This is a genomic window from Marinicella pacifica (assembly GCF_014636635.1).
GTDB lineage: Bacteria > Pseudomonadota > Gammaproteobacteria > Xanthomonadales > Marinicellaceae > Marinicella > Marinicella pacifica.
The window spans coordinates 210,725-224,990 of record NZ_BMEO01000002.1 but is presented as its reverse complement, the minus strand read 5'-3'; the positions used below and the strand labels follow the sequence as shown (position 1 = coordinate 224,990).

General features: G+C 46.5%; 12 protein-coding genes. 2 read left to right on the top strand and 10 right to left on the bottom strand.

Annotated elements, in window-relative coordinates; genetic code table 11:
* Positions 1-245 precede the first annotated feature (245 nt).
* On the top strand, positions 246-782 hold the full coding sequence (locus IEV16_RS03075; protein WP_188364203.1) for a hypothetical protein: 537 nt from the start codon (positions 246-248) through the stop codon (positions 780-782).
* A 125-nt stretch (positions 783-907) separates the two neighbouring features.
* On the opposite strand, the gene IEV16_RS03070 is transcribed toward IEV16_RS03075, so the two are convergent.
* The 8 genes from IEV16_RS03070 to IEV16_RS03035 form a co-directional block, all read right to left on the bottom strand.
* Positions 908-2,677, bottom strand: coding sequence for a tetratricopeptide repeat protein (locus IEV16_RS03070; RefSeq protein WP_188364202.1), 1,770 nt, complete (start codon positions 2,675-2,677; stop codon positions 908-910).
* A gap of 219 nt (positions 2,678-2,896) precedes the next feature.
* Positions 2,897-4,579: a BatD family protein gene (locus IEV16_RS03065; RefSeq protein ID WP_188364201.1), complete on the bottom strand. Its 1,683-nt coding sequence runs from the start codon at positions 4,577-4,579 to the stop codon at positions 2,897-2,899.
* A 2-nt stretch (positions 4,580-4,581) separates the two neighbouring features.
* Positions 4,582-6,447 carry a vWA domain-containing protein gene (locus IEV16_RS03060; RefSeq protein WP_188364200.1) on the bottom strand — a complete coding sequence of 622 codons (1,866 nt, stop codon included), beginning with the start codon at positions 6,445-6,447 and terminating at the stop codon, positions 4,582-4,584.
* Positions 6,444-7,421, bottom strand: coding sequence for a vWA domain-containing protein (locus IEV16_RS03055; protein ID WP_188364199.1), 978 nt, complete (start codon positions 7,419-7,421; stop codon positions 6,444-6,446). The genes IEV16_RS03060 and IEV16_RS03055 overlap by 4 nt, the downstream gene beginning before the upstream one ends.
* Positions 7,414-7,914: a DUF4381 domain-containing protein gene (locus IEV16_RS03050; protein WP_188364198.1), complete on the bottom strand. Its 501-nt coding sequence runs from the start codon at positions 7,912-7,914 to the stop codon at positions 7,414-7,416. Before IEV16_RS03050 ends, IEV16_RS03055 begins: the two co-directional genes overlap by 8 nt.
* Positions 7,911-8,864, bottom strand: a complete 954-nt coding sequence (locus tag IEV16_RS03045) for a DUF58 domain-containing protein (protein WP_188364197.1) — start codon at positions 8,862-8,864, stop codon at positions 7,911-7,913. The genes IEV16_RS03050 and IEV16_RS03045 overlap by 4 nt, the downstream gene beginning before the upstream one ends.
* 4 nt (positions 8,865-8,868) lie before the next feature.
* Positions 8,869-9,852: an AAA family ATPase gene (locus tag IEV16_RS03040; RefSeq protein WP_188364196.1), complete on the bottom strand. Its 984-nt coding sequence runs from the start codon at positions 9,850-9,852 to the stop codon at positions 8,869-8,871.
* 107 nt (positions 9,853-9,959) lie between these two features.
* Positions 9,960-11,600 carry an AMP-binding protein gene (locus tag IEV16_RS03035; RefSeq protein ID WP_188364195.1) on the bottom strand — a complete coding sequence of 547 codons (1,641 nt, stop codon included), beginning with the start codon at positions 11,598-11,600 and terminating at the stop codon, positions 9,960-9,962.
* A 147-nt stretch (positions 11,601-11,747) separates the two neighbouring features.
* Here IEV16_RS03035 and sufT point away from each other — a divergent pair, with 147 nt between their 5' ends.
* Complete coding sequence (gene sufT, locus IEV16_RS03030; RefSeq protein WP_188364194.1) at positions 11,748-12,296, top strand: putative Fe-S cluster assembly protein SufT; 549 nt, start codon at positions 11,748-11,750, stop codon at positions 12,294-12,296.
* Between the two features lie 7 nt (positions 12,297-12,303).
* Here the strand turns inward: sufT and gorA are convergent, their stop codons facing one another.
* Both gorA and IEV16_RS03020 read right to left on the bottom strand, forming a co-directional pair.
* Entirely contained in the window at positions 12,304-13,638 is a 1,335-nt protein-coding gene (gene gorA / locus IEV16_RS03025) for a glutathione-disulfide reductase (RefSeq protein WP_188364193.1), read from the bottom strand.
* A 19-nt stretch (positions 13,639-13,657) separates the two neighbouring features.
* Positions 13,658-14,164: a hypothetical protein gene (locus IEV16_RS03020; RefSeq protein WP_188364192.1), complete on the bottom strand. Its 507-nt coding sequence runs from the start codon at positions 14,162-14,164 to the stop codon at positions 13,658-13,660.
* Between the last annotated feature and the right edge of the window lie 102 nt (positions 14,165-14,266).

Sequence of the window (14,266 nt, the reverse complement as noted above, 5' to 3'; positions counted from 1 at the left end):
TGGCCAGTTGCTTCATTTTGGTCTTAAGTCGGCTGTATTTATTCAACAGATGGCTTTAATTAAATGGGTTTTGGTGCATTTATCCATGTGTTTTGGAATAAGCATTTTAAGGTCTTTATTGTAATTTTTCTTTTAATTTGAATAACTTAAATTGATACATTTGTTCCAGTTTGTTCCAGTGAATTTCTTTGGGTCTGGCGAAAATAGCGGTATGCTTGAAAGCCCTTATAACCTGGAGATAACAGATGAAAAAGCTTATTTTAATGGCATGTTGCTTATTCAGTGGCCATGTTTTTGCGCATGATTTTTTGACTGAAATACTTGTTTACAGCGATGATTATGACACCAACCCTTATCATGTGGCTGTCAGCTATGATCTTGTGGAGCAAGATATATTAATGGTCAGCCAGTTAAGACAGACCAGATCAGAGATGTCGAAATTGGTGAGTAAATCGCATATCAGAGAACTCAACCGATCGCAGGGTCAGGATGATTTTTCAAGCCACGATTATAATAGTGAATCAAAAATCAGGCGTAAAACCCATGGCGTTTTTGATCACGCCACAGAATCAAGGCTTGTGGCTATTGACTTATGTGATGCTTTTGCGGTGTCTAACTATATGACTTATCCAAATGGTCTGGTTCCGCAATTTACTGGTCCGGATACGTTCACCGATGGCGTGAGTGCAAGCCAGAATCATCATGAACTTTATCAGTATGCCGATGGCCTGCAATTTAATTGTGTTGAAGTCATTGATCACAAATTATCAACCAAAGACTAAATCTTATACCAAGAGACCTTTGCTTTAGATTAAGGGCCTTTGCAGCGTTATGGAAATAGTCTGTAAAGGCCTTTATTAAAATCTGTGACCCCATCAGAAATCGGAAGGCTTAACCGTTCGTCTTGTTAACTCTTCAGTGACAAAGCGCGCACTTCATCCATGATGCACTCAATATGCTTTTCTAAAATTTGTCTGTCCTGTTTTTGTAAATTGTCCTGACTCAAAATAAAGTGGTTGGTTTGAACCACATTCCGCCACCGGGGATTATCCGGTATTTTTTCAAGTGACAGGTATTTTTCCAGTGAGCGTGCGCGCAGCGTGCCATTATCAATGGACACCGTCCAGATTTTTGATTGTTCGGCCAATTCAATCTGAGATGTTTGGGTTGTTTTCTCCCAGATAATGGTGGCATCAATTAAGGATTCGACCAAAGCCTTTTTTAAAGCTTCTTTGTGGTTTTCAGTTGATACCGTCAACTCGGGTTTCTGTGTGGTTTGAAACATGAGTAACTGATGCTTATGGTAGCGAATGGATTGTATCAATGCTTGCTTTTCTTTTTTCCTTTTGTACTGATAAAAAATCATGAAAGCGGCCATAGAAATTAACACCATACCGGCGATTAATATCATGTTGGTCAAATGATGTAATTTTTGTTGTTGCCGGCTGTTAGTCAACTCTTGGTTTAAAAGTTGTTGTTGAATTTTTTGGGTTTCAATCTGGTGCTGTACAGTTTTTAGGTCAGTGTCATATTTTTGCTGTAAAAATTGTGATCTCAACTGCTGATATTGTTTAAAAGCCTGCAAGGCTTGTCGAGGACTTTGGTCCTCTAATAATTCTGCTTTTAAGTATAATAAATCAATCTTTAATGAGTCTTCATTCAAATCATTACTGATCAGAAGTCCGTTTTCAATGGCGGACAAAGCCTCAGGAATTTGATGATTTTGATGAAGCATTTTGGCTTGTAACAAATACCATTGTGTCAGCAACTCCGGATTGGTTTGATTTTGATCCATCAGGGCTTTGGCAGTTGTTAATAATTGATATAAGACATCTAAATGGCCATTATCTAAGTGCCATTGTGCCAGGTTGATTAAAGCCCGAACCTGTTCTGACGTGTTATTTTTTGTGCCCAGAGATTCAGAAATGGCCAGTGCGTAGTATTGAGCTTTTTGGGTATTGTTGGCCGCACTATAAGCTTTGGTTAAATCTTCATAAAGGTGAGCTATATCCATAAAAACACGGTGATCAATATCTTTTGATTCAGCGTATTTCAAATAATAATTGAGCGCAGATTCGTAGTAGCTGACGGCTTTATCGGGTTGTTCAAGGTACAAATGAATGCGGCCTAAATTATTCAGCGTTCTGGCTATCTGATAGTCAGATCCAAATTGATGCTTCAGTTTAAGGCTTTGCTGATAATGAGATAAAGCACTTTTATAATCACCTAATTTGAGCTCAACCAGTCCCATATCATTGTGACTTTTGCTGAGCCATTCCGGGTTGTTGTTATCCAGAGCCAGTTGGAAGGCTTGATTAAGGTGCTCTTTGGCTTTTACATAGTCTGCATCAAAATAATATTTCTGACCGACTTTGCGGTGCCAGTCGTATTGGGCGGTGGTGTCTGATGCAAATGCCGGGTGTTGAAAGGCTTGTTCAATGGTTTGCTTGAGTTGGGGTTTGTTTTGCAGGTGCTGATAAATGTCAATTAAACTCAGCAAAACGCCCAAAGCCTCGTCACTGTCCTTTGTGACCGCTTGGAGGCTGCGTTCACAGATTGTTCGGGCATGTGCATAGTCGCCCTGCTTTAAGCTGTTTTGACAATCTGTCAGGGGTGTTTGCGCCGTGGCCGTTAGGCACCACACAAATAACACAAATCCCCTCATTATTCTGTTCATTTTAGGTGGCAGCAAGGTGAAAATAGGCAGTTGTAAAAAAATTATCAGCCAAAAAAGCCGGTCGGCGTTCAATCAGTCATTATAGCCAAAATTTGTCCTGAATTCAGAGACTTGATAATTAAATTTACTCACCTGAGCCTGCACCAATCAAAACCGCATGACTTTGTTGATCTGGCCTAACCGACTCAACGCTGCGAGCAGCTCAGTCGCTTTCCAGATTTAACCATACAGTTGCGGTAAAGTCTCGCCGGTTTCTTGGCTTAAAGTTTTGGGTTTTAAATAATCTTTTTTAATCAGTTGTAACCAGTCAATTTCAGTATCGGGATGTTGGTTGTTGTACAACTGATGCTGGAGCTGTTGAAGTGCTTTCAGCGCTTTGGGATTGTCCAGTTGCTGTTGAATGTGACCTAAATGGGTAACTTGCTGGCCATGGTTTTGATTCCACCAATGAATCAACAGCCTTTGTTGCTCGGCAGGGCTGAGTTTATTGATGTGTTTAACGGAAACCTGCGGTTTGGGCGGTTCCGGTCGGCTTGGAGGCTGTTTTGACACCGGTCGTTTTAATTTCATCAAAAATAAAAACAGGGTCAATAACCACAAGCCACCAAATATAAGGGTACCGTAAAACCACACTTTATGACGGTTTTCCGGGATGGATGATGAAGTTTCTGCTACCGGCACCTGACTGGGGTTTTTCTCCGGTTCATCAAAATTGGCGGCTTTTGGCAGGGTTGTCTGTTGCTGACCGCCTGCGGCCGGTTTGATGTCTAAGGTGATGGCCGGTAGGCGTGTGGTTTCGGCCTCACCGGTCTCAGTGTTAAACCATTCTATATCAAATCCCGGAATCTGCAAAGAGCCCGCTTCACTGGGGATAACTGCCTGAGTGATGGTTTTTGAGGAAACCAGGTGGTTGCCGTTATTGCGGGTGATGGTGTCGCTTTTTTCCTGGTAGAGCCGTGCGCCGACCACATCCTTGACTTCTATATCCGGTAATTGGGTTTCTGCCAGCCCTTGTGCGGTGATGTCAATTTGACGGGTGATGGGCTCACCCACGCGGTACACCTGATTTTGCGGCCAGTTTTGTTCAACTTTAAATGTGGTGGCCGGTAACCAGGGTTTATGCACAAAAGCGGCCGGAATTTGTTTGATTTCAAGGCTCAGCATAGATGATGAAATGCGCACCGGACGGCCCTGGCGAAATAAACCCCATTGGTTTTGGCTTTGGTTGTCCATAACTTCACCCTGAAACACAATGGGTGGAATATCAAGCTGTCCGCTTTGTTCGGCAAATAAAGCGTATTTACGTTCCAGTACCTGATAATCGCTGCCATTTCTGCGGGTGGTGTACTGGATGGCTTTGTTGATCGGGTAAACAATCAACCCCGTTGCTTTGGGGTCTGTGAGACTGGCGTTACTCAAGCCCACCGCATAAAATAATTTGACCGTTAAAATGATTTCTTCCTGCACAAATGCGCTGTCTTTGTTGGTGGACCATTCGATAAACAAATCACCCCGGGCGGTGGCATTGGGGTCGGGTTTTTTCACCGTGATTTTTAATGCCCGGGTTTGTTCATTGCCCACGGTGAGCGGCGGAATAATGTGGCTGCCCAATGATTTGGGTACCAGGGTCACAGTCCAGCGGGTTTCGCTTGAAACCGCGCCATTGATGATTTTTGTGGACATGGAGCGCCCGCTTTCTCCCACCTCAAATACCGCAGACAACATATCAAAATCAGGATTGGCACGGCTTGCCTGGTCACTGGTGATGGTGAGGTTAACAGATTCGCCCAGTGTAATTTCATGGCGATCAACGCTGGCGCTGACTTCGGCTTTCACAACCGCAGGCCAGCCGCTAAACAAGGTACATAGGATAAAGACTTGAAACAATCGAATTAACGGCATAATCACCAATCCTCAGTGGTCTGGTTGTCGTAGGAATCGCCGTCCGGATTTCGGCGGTGGTATTGGTAAAGAAATTTACGTCGCATCAGTCCACCCGGGTCATCCTGAATGCGTCTCAGCCACTGTTCAATGGCCTGTTGTTCTTCAGCGTTTAAGGCATCCTGCTGAGCCAGTCGTTCGGCGTCCTCAGCTTGTTGTTGCTGTTCTTCTGGGCTGAGCGCTTGAGATGCTTTGTTAGGCTCTTCACTGTCCTGTTTTTCAGATTGTTCAGCGTGTTGTTGATTTTCCTTGGCGGCATCTTTTTGTGCCTGTTGTTGCTGTTGCTGAGATTCTTCTGGGTTTTGCTTGTTAGAGGACTGATTTTGCTGGTTTTGACTGTCCTGGTTGTCTTGCTGTTCACTGCTATCAGAGGACTGTTCAGATTCAGGGTTATTTTGTTGATCGCCATTTTGTTGTTGATCCTGGTTGCTGTCTGATTGCTCACCGGCTTGTTTTTTTTGCTGTTTTAGTGCTTCTTCAACAATGGCTTTATTGTGCTGAGTGTCTTCGTCATTAGGTTTAAGAGCGAGGGCCTGTTGATAGTGTTGCAAGGCCGCTTCTAACTGACCGGATTGGGCCAGGGCGTTGCCGAGGTTATAATGGTCATCGGCCCCGGTTTGAGGCAGGTTTTGCCATTGTTCGGCGGCTTGCAGATAATCTTCGGCGCGATAGGCGGCGGAGGCTTTGAGGCGCGGGTTTTGGGCCAGTTGTTGGGCCAAAGACGGATTGTCTTGTATGGCTTTATAGGCTTGTTGATCCTTATTAAGCCACAAATCCTGCCATTTAAAAGCATGGCTTACTTGTGGCTGCATAAAAAAGCCCAGCGCCAAAATCAGCAGCAATCCACGCCGATACAGCAGCAGTGTCATGGGGACAATCAAAATCAAAAGCCACACGCCGTCATCCACAAATTGATTGTGACCGGCCCGGCTGTCGTCACCGGATTGATCACCATCAATGGCTGTGGGCGGATCATACAATTGTTTGTCATTGCGTTGGTTGGAGAGTACGCTGAAACGGCCATTGCCGGCAGCGGCGGCTTGTTTTAAGGTGTTAAAGTTCACTTTAGGTATCACCACCTGACCGCGCAAGTCTTTGACAAAGCCACGATCTGTTTGAATGGGTGCGCCTTCGGCGGTGCCCACGGCCAGTACATGGGTTTTCATGTGTTTACTCGCAAGGCTTTTTAAGGTGTCTTCTGTTTTGTGTAATTTGATGTCATCGGTGATCAATAAAATTTGGCCTTTTGACAAGCCAGATTGGGTCAGTAGTTCACGGCTTTTTTCCAAAGCCGCAACGGTATTGGTACCGGTGGTGGGCATAATACCCGGTTCAAGCACATCCAGCAAGTTGACGATGGTTTCAGTGTCATCGGTCAGCGGTGTGACCACAAAAGCATCGCCCGAAAAAGCAATCAGTGCGGTGAGGCCGTCTTTTCGGTGGTCCAATAAGTCACGAATTTTGAATTTAGCCCGGGTCAACCGATTGGGTTTTAAATCATCGGCCAACATGCTGCGAGAAACATCCAGAGCAATGATCAAGGCGGCTTTATTTTTGATCACCGGAACATCCTTTTGTCTGACAGCGGGACCCGCCAGGGCGAGCAGACTGATGAAAACCACCGGCCACATCAAGTGACGCCAACGGCTGGCGGTTGTGGCGGTATTGATTTGCATGGCAGCCAACAAATCAGGATCACAATGCCGCTGCCAGCCGTCTTGGGCATGGCTTTGCCGATGCCAGCGAAGCAGCAACCAGACAGCCGGTATCAACAGCCACAATACATGGGGGCGCAAAAAATGAAAATTTGACCAAATAATTTCATTCATAACCAACGCCTTTGCATCCATAACGTCAATAATAACAGCCCCGCAAAAATCGCCAGCGGCCAATAGTAAAGCGCCCGTGTAGGTCGATAAAAACGGTCTTCTTCGGTTAAAGGCTCGAGTTCATTGAGTCGGTCATAAATGGCTTCAAGTTCACGGGTGTTGGTGGCCCGAAAGTACTGGCCACCGGTTAATTCAGCAATGCGGGTCATGGTCGCTTCGTCCAAATCAGAAGAAGGATTGATGCGGCGTTGCCCGCCAAAAAAGCTGTTAACAATCATTTCTTTCGCACCAAAACCAATGGTATAAATTTTCACATCTTCGGCTTTGGCTAATTGTGCTGCTTTTAAAGGAGTGATAACACCGGCTGTGTTGGCGCCGTCTGTTAATAAAATGAGCACGCGGTTACCGGAATCCATGGTACGCATTTTTTTTACCGCCAATCCGATGGCGTCACCAATGGCGGTGGACTTACCGGCCAGACCAATGGCCGCTTCTTGTAACAAACGGTTGACTGTTTGAATGTCAAAGGTAAAAGGTGCCTGTAAATAAGCCCGCTCACCGAATAAAATTAAGCCCAAACGATCACCCTGACGGCGTTGAATAAAATCGCCGGCCACTTTTTTTAAAGCGGTTAAACGATCTACCGGGCGTCCGTTTAATTGCATGTCCTGCTGTTCCATACTGCCGGATAAATCAATGGCCAACATCAGATCCCGGCCTTCCACCGGCAAAGCCACCGCTTCACCTATCCATTGGGGCCGGGCAGCGGCGGTTAATAAGGCCAGCCACATCAGCCATGCGGAGATTTTTAACAGATTATGAGCGCCACTTTTGGCTTGCTGTTCTGCGGTTAAGCGGTTGAATAAAGGAAAACGGATGGTGCTGATTTGACGGCTGTTAACACGCGGCAACACGGCCATGATGATTGGTAAAGGCAGTAAGACAAAAACCCAGGGCCACAAAACTTCAATCATGGGCGCTCCGGGATGGTTTTAAACAATGTTGTTGCAGAAATTGGTGTACGGCCTCAAACAGAGCCTTTGTTTCTATCTGAGCCTGCGGGCGGTAAAGATCGCGGGTGAGGGTTTCTTTGAAGGCTTCAAAGACTGGTTCGGACAAATCCCTGTTTAGAAACTGAATCCAGGATTGGCCGGATAAACCGGCTGCGACCGGGTCCTGTAGTTCATATCGGGTAAAGCGTCTGAGTAAATTCGATAAATCCCGGGCAAAGCGAACATCATCACCATGCGATTGGTGGTTTTGCCGGATGGTCAGCAACAACAGACGCATGCGTTGCCATTTATTGTGCCGGTAACGGTGTCGGCGCCACCAAAAACCGAAGCCAATTAGCAGAATCAACACCATCACAGCCAAAATCCACCACCCAGGCGCCGGTGGCCAAAAACCCGGTTCAGCGGGTAAATGCACATCACGTAAAGGCAGTTTTTGGGCGTTTTCGGGGTTCATACGCTGTCCTTGAGCCATTGTTGTATGGCGTTTTGTGGTCGGCTGAGACCCTGTTTGAGTTGTGTCACCCAATCCTGATCGGTGCTCATGGATAAAATGGGCACGCCGGCATGAATGATGTGGCTGACCAGTTTTTGTTGGTGCCGGTTGTGTTGTTGTGAAAGATGAGTCCGGACAGATCGGTTTTTGGTGTTGATGATTCTGCTACCTTGATCACCGTAAACGCCGTATAAAGCCGCCGGTGGTGTGTGTTGCTCAAATGGATCACTGACATAAACGGCCATAACATCATTGTGTTTTCGCAGTTGCACCAGGTGTTTTTTGCTGTCTGCACCCATGTCAAAAAAATCACTGATGACGATCACCAGACTGCCCGGTCTCAACACACTGCGCAGTTGTTTCAGGGCTTCATCCAACGGCACCTGACCGGATTCGGCCTGATCGGCTTTGATGAGTTGCTGAATCATGGTCATCATGCCGCGTTTACCGGCGGTGGCTTTAAGGATATCGATGCCGCCCGAGCCAAAAGTCATCACACCCACCCGATCGCCTTGATGTACCCCGGACCAGCCCAGAGTGGCAGCGATTTGGGCGGCCAGTACGGATTTAAACTGGCCGCGGGTGGCAAAGCGCATGCTTTGGTTGCAGTCAACCAGCAGATAAATCGGACGTTCGCGTTCTTCCTGAAATAATTTGGTATGAGCGATGCCGGTGCGGGCCGTTACCCGCCAGTCCATATTGCGGATATCATCACCGGCCTGATAGGCACGGGATTCCAGATAATCCATGCCGCGCCCCCGAAAACGAGAATCGTGTAAACCGGAAATGGCCGAAGTGGCTTTTTTGATGGCACTCAAGTTAAAAAGCCGCACATGACGCCGGGTATTGACCAGGGTTTTGGCCAGCACCCGGGTTTTGACATGGCTTGTGTCCGTCTGCTGGGTGGTCATGGTCTTAAGGCAGCGGTACCTTGTGTAATAACTGATCAACAACCTGATCAACCGTTAAACCTTCTGCTTCGGCTTCAAAAGTCAGAATAATGCGGTGCCTGAGCACATCATGAATCACCGCATGGATATCTTCGGGTAACAGGTGGTCACGACCTTGTAAAAAGGCATGGGCACGGGCGCACCGGTCAAGTGCAATGGTGGCACGCGGTGAGCCGCCAAAAGCAATTTTTTCAGCCAGCTTTGCATCATATGGGTTGGCATCACGGGTGGCCAGAATGAGGGCCACCAGGTATTGTTGCAGATTGTCTGCCACATAAATGTTGAGTACCGCCTGTTGGGCGGCAAACACTGTGTCCTGTGATAATGGCTCGGGTTTGTGCGTGGCTTGGCTATATTCCTGCCGACTTTGCTGTTGTGCCAGTTTAAGAATATCCATTTCTGTGGAGGCTTCGGGATAATCAATGGTGACATGCATTAAAAATCGATCCAGCTGTGCTTCGGGTAAAGGGTAAGTGCCTTCCTGTTCAATCGGATTCTGGGTCGCCATGACCAAAAATAAGCGCGGTAACTGATAGGTGGTTTTGCCGATGGTAATTTGCTGTTCACCCATGGCTTCAAGCAAAGCCGACTGGACTTTTGCCGGCGCCCGGTTCACTTCATCGGCCAACACCAGGTTGTGAAACAGCGGGCCTTTTTGGAATTCAAAACTGGCGGTTTCGGCGTGATACACATCGGTGCCGGTTAAATCAGCCGGCAATAAATCCGGAGTAAACTGAATACGGTGAAAATCACCCTCAATACATTCAGATAAGACTTTGATGGCGGTGGTTTTGGCCAAACCGGGTGCACCTTCCACCAGTAAATGACCGTGTGAAAGTAAAGCCATTAACAGGCGATCCACCAGCTTTTGCTGGCCTAAAATTTGGGTGCTGATGTGTTGTCTGGTTTGTTGAAAAGCTTGGCTAAGATGTTCGGTTGTTTGATCCATGGTTTTCCCGTGATTTTTTTAACGACTTTGACCTGTATAGGTTTTATAAGTTCAGATGTAATGCGGCCTGTATTATATTTAATTTAGCACACCATTACAGGGAAGGTTCAGATTATCACAACATCCTGTTTTTTCTTATGTGTGAGGATAGGCAAATAGTGCTGTTCAATGGTTGAACGTTTTATTTTTAAAGTGGGTGTCAGCAAACCGGATTCTGGTGTCCAAGCATCTGCACAAATAAAAATATGACTTATACGTTGATGAGGCTCTAACTGTCGGTTGATTTCAGGCAGTTGCTGTCGACAGAATTCTTGAAAGTTCTTCAGGTCATTTTGGTGCACACTCTCAGCCACAGATATCAGTAAAAAAGGCTGCCGATAACCCGACCCCATCGCGATAACATGATCTACATTCAGGTGCTTTTGGCACAGCATTTCGATGGGTGCCGGTGCGATATATTGGCCTTTGGCGGTTTTAAAAATATCTTTTGTGCGTCCGATAACGGCCAAAAAGCCCTTTTCATTGATTTGCCCCAGGTCGCCGGTGTGAAGCCAGCCCTCATTGTCGATGACTTTTGCGGTTAATTCTGGCTGTTTGTAATAGCCGGTCATCAGTGCTGGATTGCGTAATAATATTTCACCCGCATCACTGAGTGTACATTCACACCCAGGAATAACCTGACCGACATAGCCCAAACAATCCTGATTGGGTTTAACCATATGTGAGAGCCCGCAGGTTTCAGACAAACCGTATGCCTCATTGAGCTTTAAGCCCAATCGCCGGTACCATGACAGCACTTCTTTATCCACGGCGGCTGCTGCGCATAAGGCAAATCGAACCTCTGAAAAACCCAATTGTTTGCGTATTAACTTCGACAGCAATCGGTTGAGCAGTGGAATACAGAGCAAAGTGTTAAGAACTTTTGAACCACCTGATTGTTGTTCCACCGCATATTTTATGTTGCTCCAGATGCGCGGTACCCCGAAAAAAATTGTCGGTCTGGCCATTTTTACATGATCAGTGAAAGTGTCCAATGAGTGAATAAAAGACACTTGCGCACCATAAAAAACTGAGGCAAAAGCAATGGCCATCCGTTCAGCCACATGCGCCATCGGCAGATAGGAAACAAAGCGATCATCCGGGGTCACCACGATAATGTTTTTAATTAGATCCAAGGCCGCATTCACCGCCCGGTAAGACACCATCACACCCTTAGGATCTCCGGTGGTACCTGATGTGTAAACAATACTGATGAGGTCATCGGCTTTGACAGCAGCCGCTTGTTTCAGTGGTTGGTAGGTGTTGACAATGTCCGACCAGAAAGGTCTGTCGGGATGTTTTTGATAAAAGCTTAATTGTGCTATATCGTGAGGCAATTTATCTAATGTGATGTCCGCATCGGGTAGTTTCCCCACCATTAAAAGTGAAGCATCTGAATGCGACAGTATTTTTTTGATGGTCTCTTTGGATGCTGTTGGATAAATTGGAATGGTGATATGACCGGCCATTTGGATGGCCAAATCCGCCATCAGCCAATGGGCACAGTTTAACGAAAAAATAGCCATGTGGCTACCCGCCGGGTATTGGCTCAGATACTGAGCCATACGAGCCACCTGGTCATAAACCTCAGACCAGGTATAGGTGATGACATCGTCGGCTGTGGGTTGGCTTAAGTAAATGCGACCGGGTGTTTTTTGTGCCCAGTGACGTAACATGGATATGGGCATTTTGAGCTTATCAACAGGCATGAAAATATTTTAGCACAAAGATAAATGGAGACAGTCATCAAAAGAAAATCGCCGTGGAGTTGATTCATATCAATTATGCCCCCATTATTAACACAGCCGCCAATAATGCGTGCTAAGATGCGTTTTTTAATTTTCACCTTGAGAATCATGTACAGTCTCACCAGCGAACCCTTTAAACTTGAACGTGATGTGGAAGCCATTTCCGTGCCAAATGGTGATACCGTTGATTTGCCGGCCGGTGTGGTGGGTTATATAACCCAGGCCCTGGGCGGTAGTTTTACGGTGTTCGTTGATGGCAGTATGTTTATGATTTTAGGTCATAATGCCGATGCCCTGGGGCGTGAACCCTTACCGAAACCCCAATTGCCGGAAAACGCCACCTTTAAAGATGTGGAAGAGGCGGTTTGGGCACAGCTGGGCAATGTGTATGACCCCGAGATTCCGGTGAGTATCGTTGAATTGGGCCTGGTTTATAAATGCGAACTGACCCAATCAGATGAAGGCTATCAGGTGGATATTGACATGACCCTCACCGCACCGGGGTGCGGCATGGGTGAAGTCATTGTGGCCGACGCCCGTGAAAAAGTGAAGCTGATTCCGGAAATCAAAAAAATTAACTGTCAGATTGTGTTTGACCCGCCCTGGGATCACAGCATGATGTCGGAAGAAGCCAAACTGGAAACCGGCATGCTGTGAACACGGTTTACAGTGTCACCAGTTCTTCGGCTGAGGTGGGGTGGATGCCGATGGTTTTTTGCAGCTGGCTTCGGGTCAGTCCCTGTTTCATGGCCACCGCAAATCCCTGAATGATTTCGCCGGCATCGGCACCGACCACATGTATACCGAGCACCCGGTCTGAATCTTCACAAACAACGATTTTCATCAAGGTTTTTTCCTGTACCTCGCTCATGGCGAATTTCATGGCACGAAATTCACTGGTATAACATTTGACCTGACTGTAATGTTCGCAGGCTTCGGCTTCGGTAAGGCCGCAACGACCGATTTCCGGCATTGAAAAGACCGTACTTGGAATGTTGTCGTATTCCATCAATCGATGACTGCCTTTAAACAGCCGATCCACCAGCAAATGACCTTCTTTAATCGCCACCGGCGTCAATTGATCGGCATTGGATACGTCACCCACCGCATAAATATGACCAACCGTTGTGGCCTGTTTCTTATCCACCTGAATACGGCCATCGGATTGTGTTTTGACATCAATTTTATCTAAATTTAAGCCCTGCGAATTCGGTTTTCGACCCGTGGCAAAAAAGACACAATCGGCAGCTATGGTATCACCGTTTTCCGTGATGCATTGGTATTCCCTGGCTGTTTTTTCAACCGCACTTATGCTGGTTTGGGTGATGACTTGAATACCTGAATCGACAAAGGATTGTTGCGCAAACTGTGCCACTTGATCATCAAACCCGCGTAACAACTGAGGTCCCCGGTAAACCAATTTAACCGCCACACCCAGGGCATTAAAAATACCGGCAAATTCCACCGCTATATAGCCGCCGCCATAAATCACCATTGATTGAGGGAGTGCTTTTAATTCCAAAGCCTGGTTTGAATTGATCACATATTCAATCCCGGGTATGTCGGGCATATGCGGGGTGCCGCCTGTGGCGATAATAATGTGTTCGCCGCTGAAAGTTTTATCACCCGCTTTAATCGTGTGTTGGTCGATAAATGAAGCGTGGTGTGGAAATAAATCAACGCCGGCATTATCAATCAGACCGTGATAAATTGTATTCAGTCGTTTGATTTCCCGGTCTTTATTGTTTTGCAATGTCCTAAAATCAAATTCGGCATTGATATCCCACCCAAAGGCTTTGGCCGCTTTAAACATTTTCTGATAGGAGGCGGCATAGACCATCAGTTTTTTCGGAACACAGCCACGAATCACACAGGTGCCGCCGAGTTGATCGGCTTCACATAAGGCCACTTTTTTGCCGTAGCCACCGGCGATGCGGGCTGCCCGAACACCGCCGGAGCCACCGCCAATGACAATTAAATCATAGTCAAAACTTTTCATACAGATTCTCCAAAAGCCTCTAAAACGGAACGTACTGATTGGCCTGTTCAATCAGTTCTTGTTTACGTTCATCAATCACCGGTTCCTGCCAGTTAACGATTAAATGATCGTACTGGGTGTCTATAAAATTTTTGGCCATGCAAATCCGATAGGAACCGGTGTGACCGACATGGGCAAAAACCGCTTCATGGCCTGTCAGTTGTTGCAGTGATGAAGTGGCCATTATCATGGCCACCCCACCTTGCTGTTTGATGTCCTGTCGTTGCGTTTTAGATAAATAACGCAAAACCCGGGTGTTGACGCACATACCGCCACACAGGTAAATGCTTTGTTTGCGGGTGTAATGCAAATAACCCAGCGTTAATGAAATCCCCGGCGCAATTGTGGCCAGAAACACAAAATGTTTTGGAAAATCCGGAATGTCGGTATGAAATGAACGGTGAAACAAATCACCGGCCAGAGCATCGGCGTTGGACACTTCAAGGGTGCTTAATTGGGCCGTTTGTGAAGAAAAAAGGGTGGTCATGTTAAAAAATAGTAAAAAATGGTTGCTAATATACCCTTTCTTGCTTATAAAATATAAGCACAGGGACGGTTTCATACTTATTGCGTGCTGATTTAACAAATA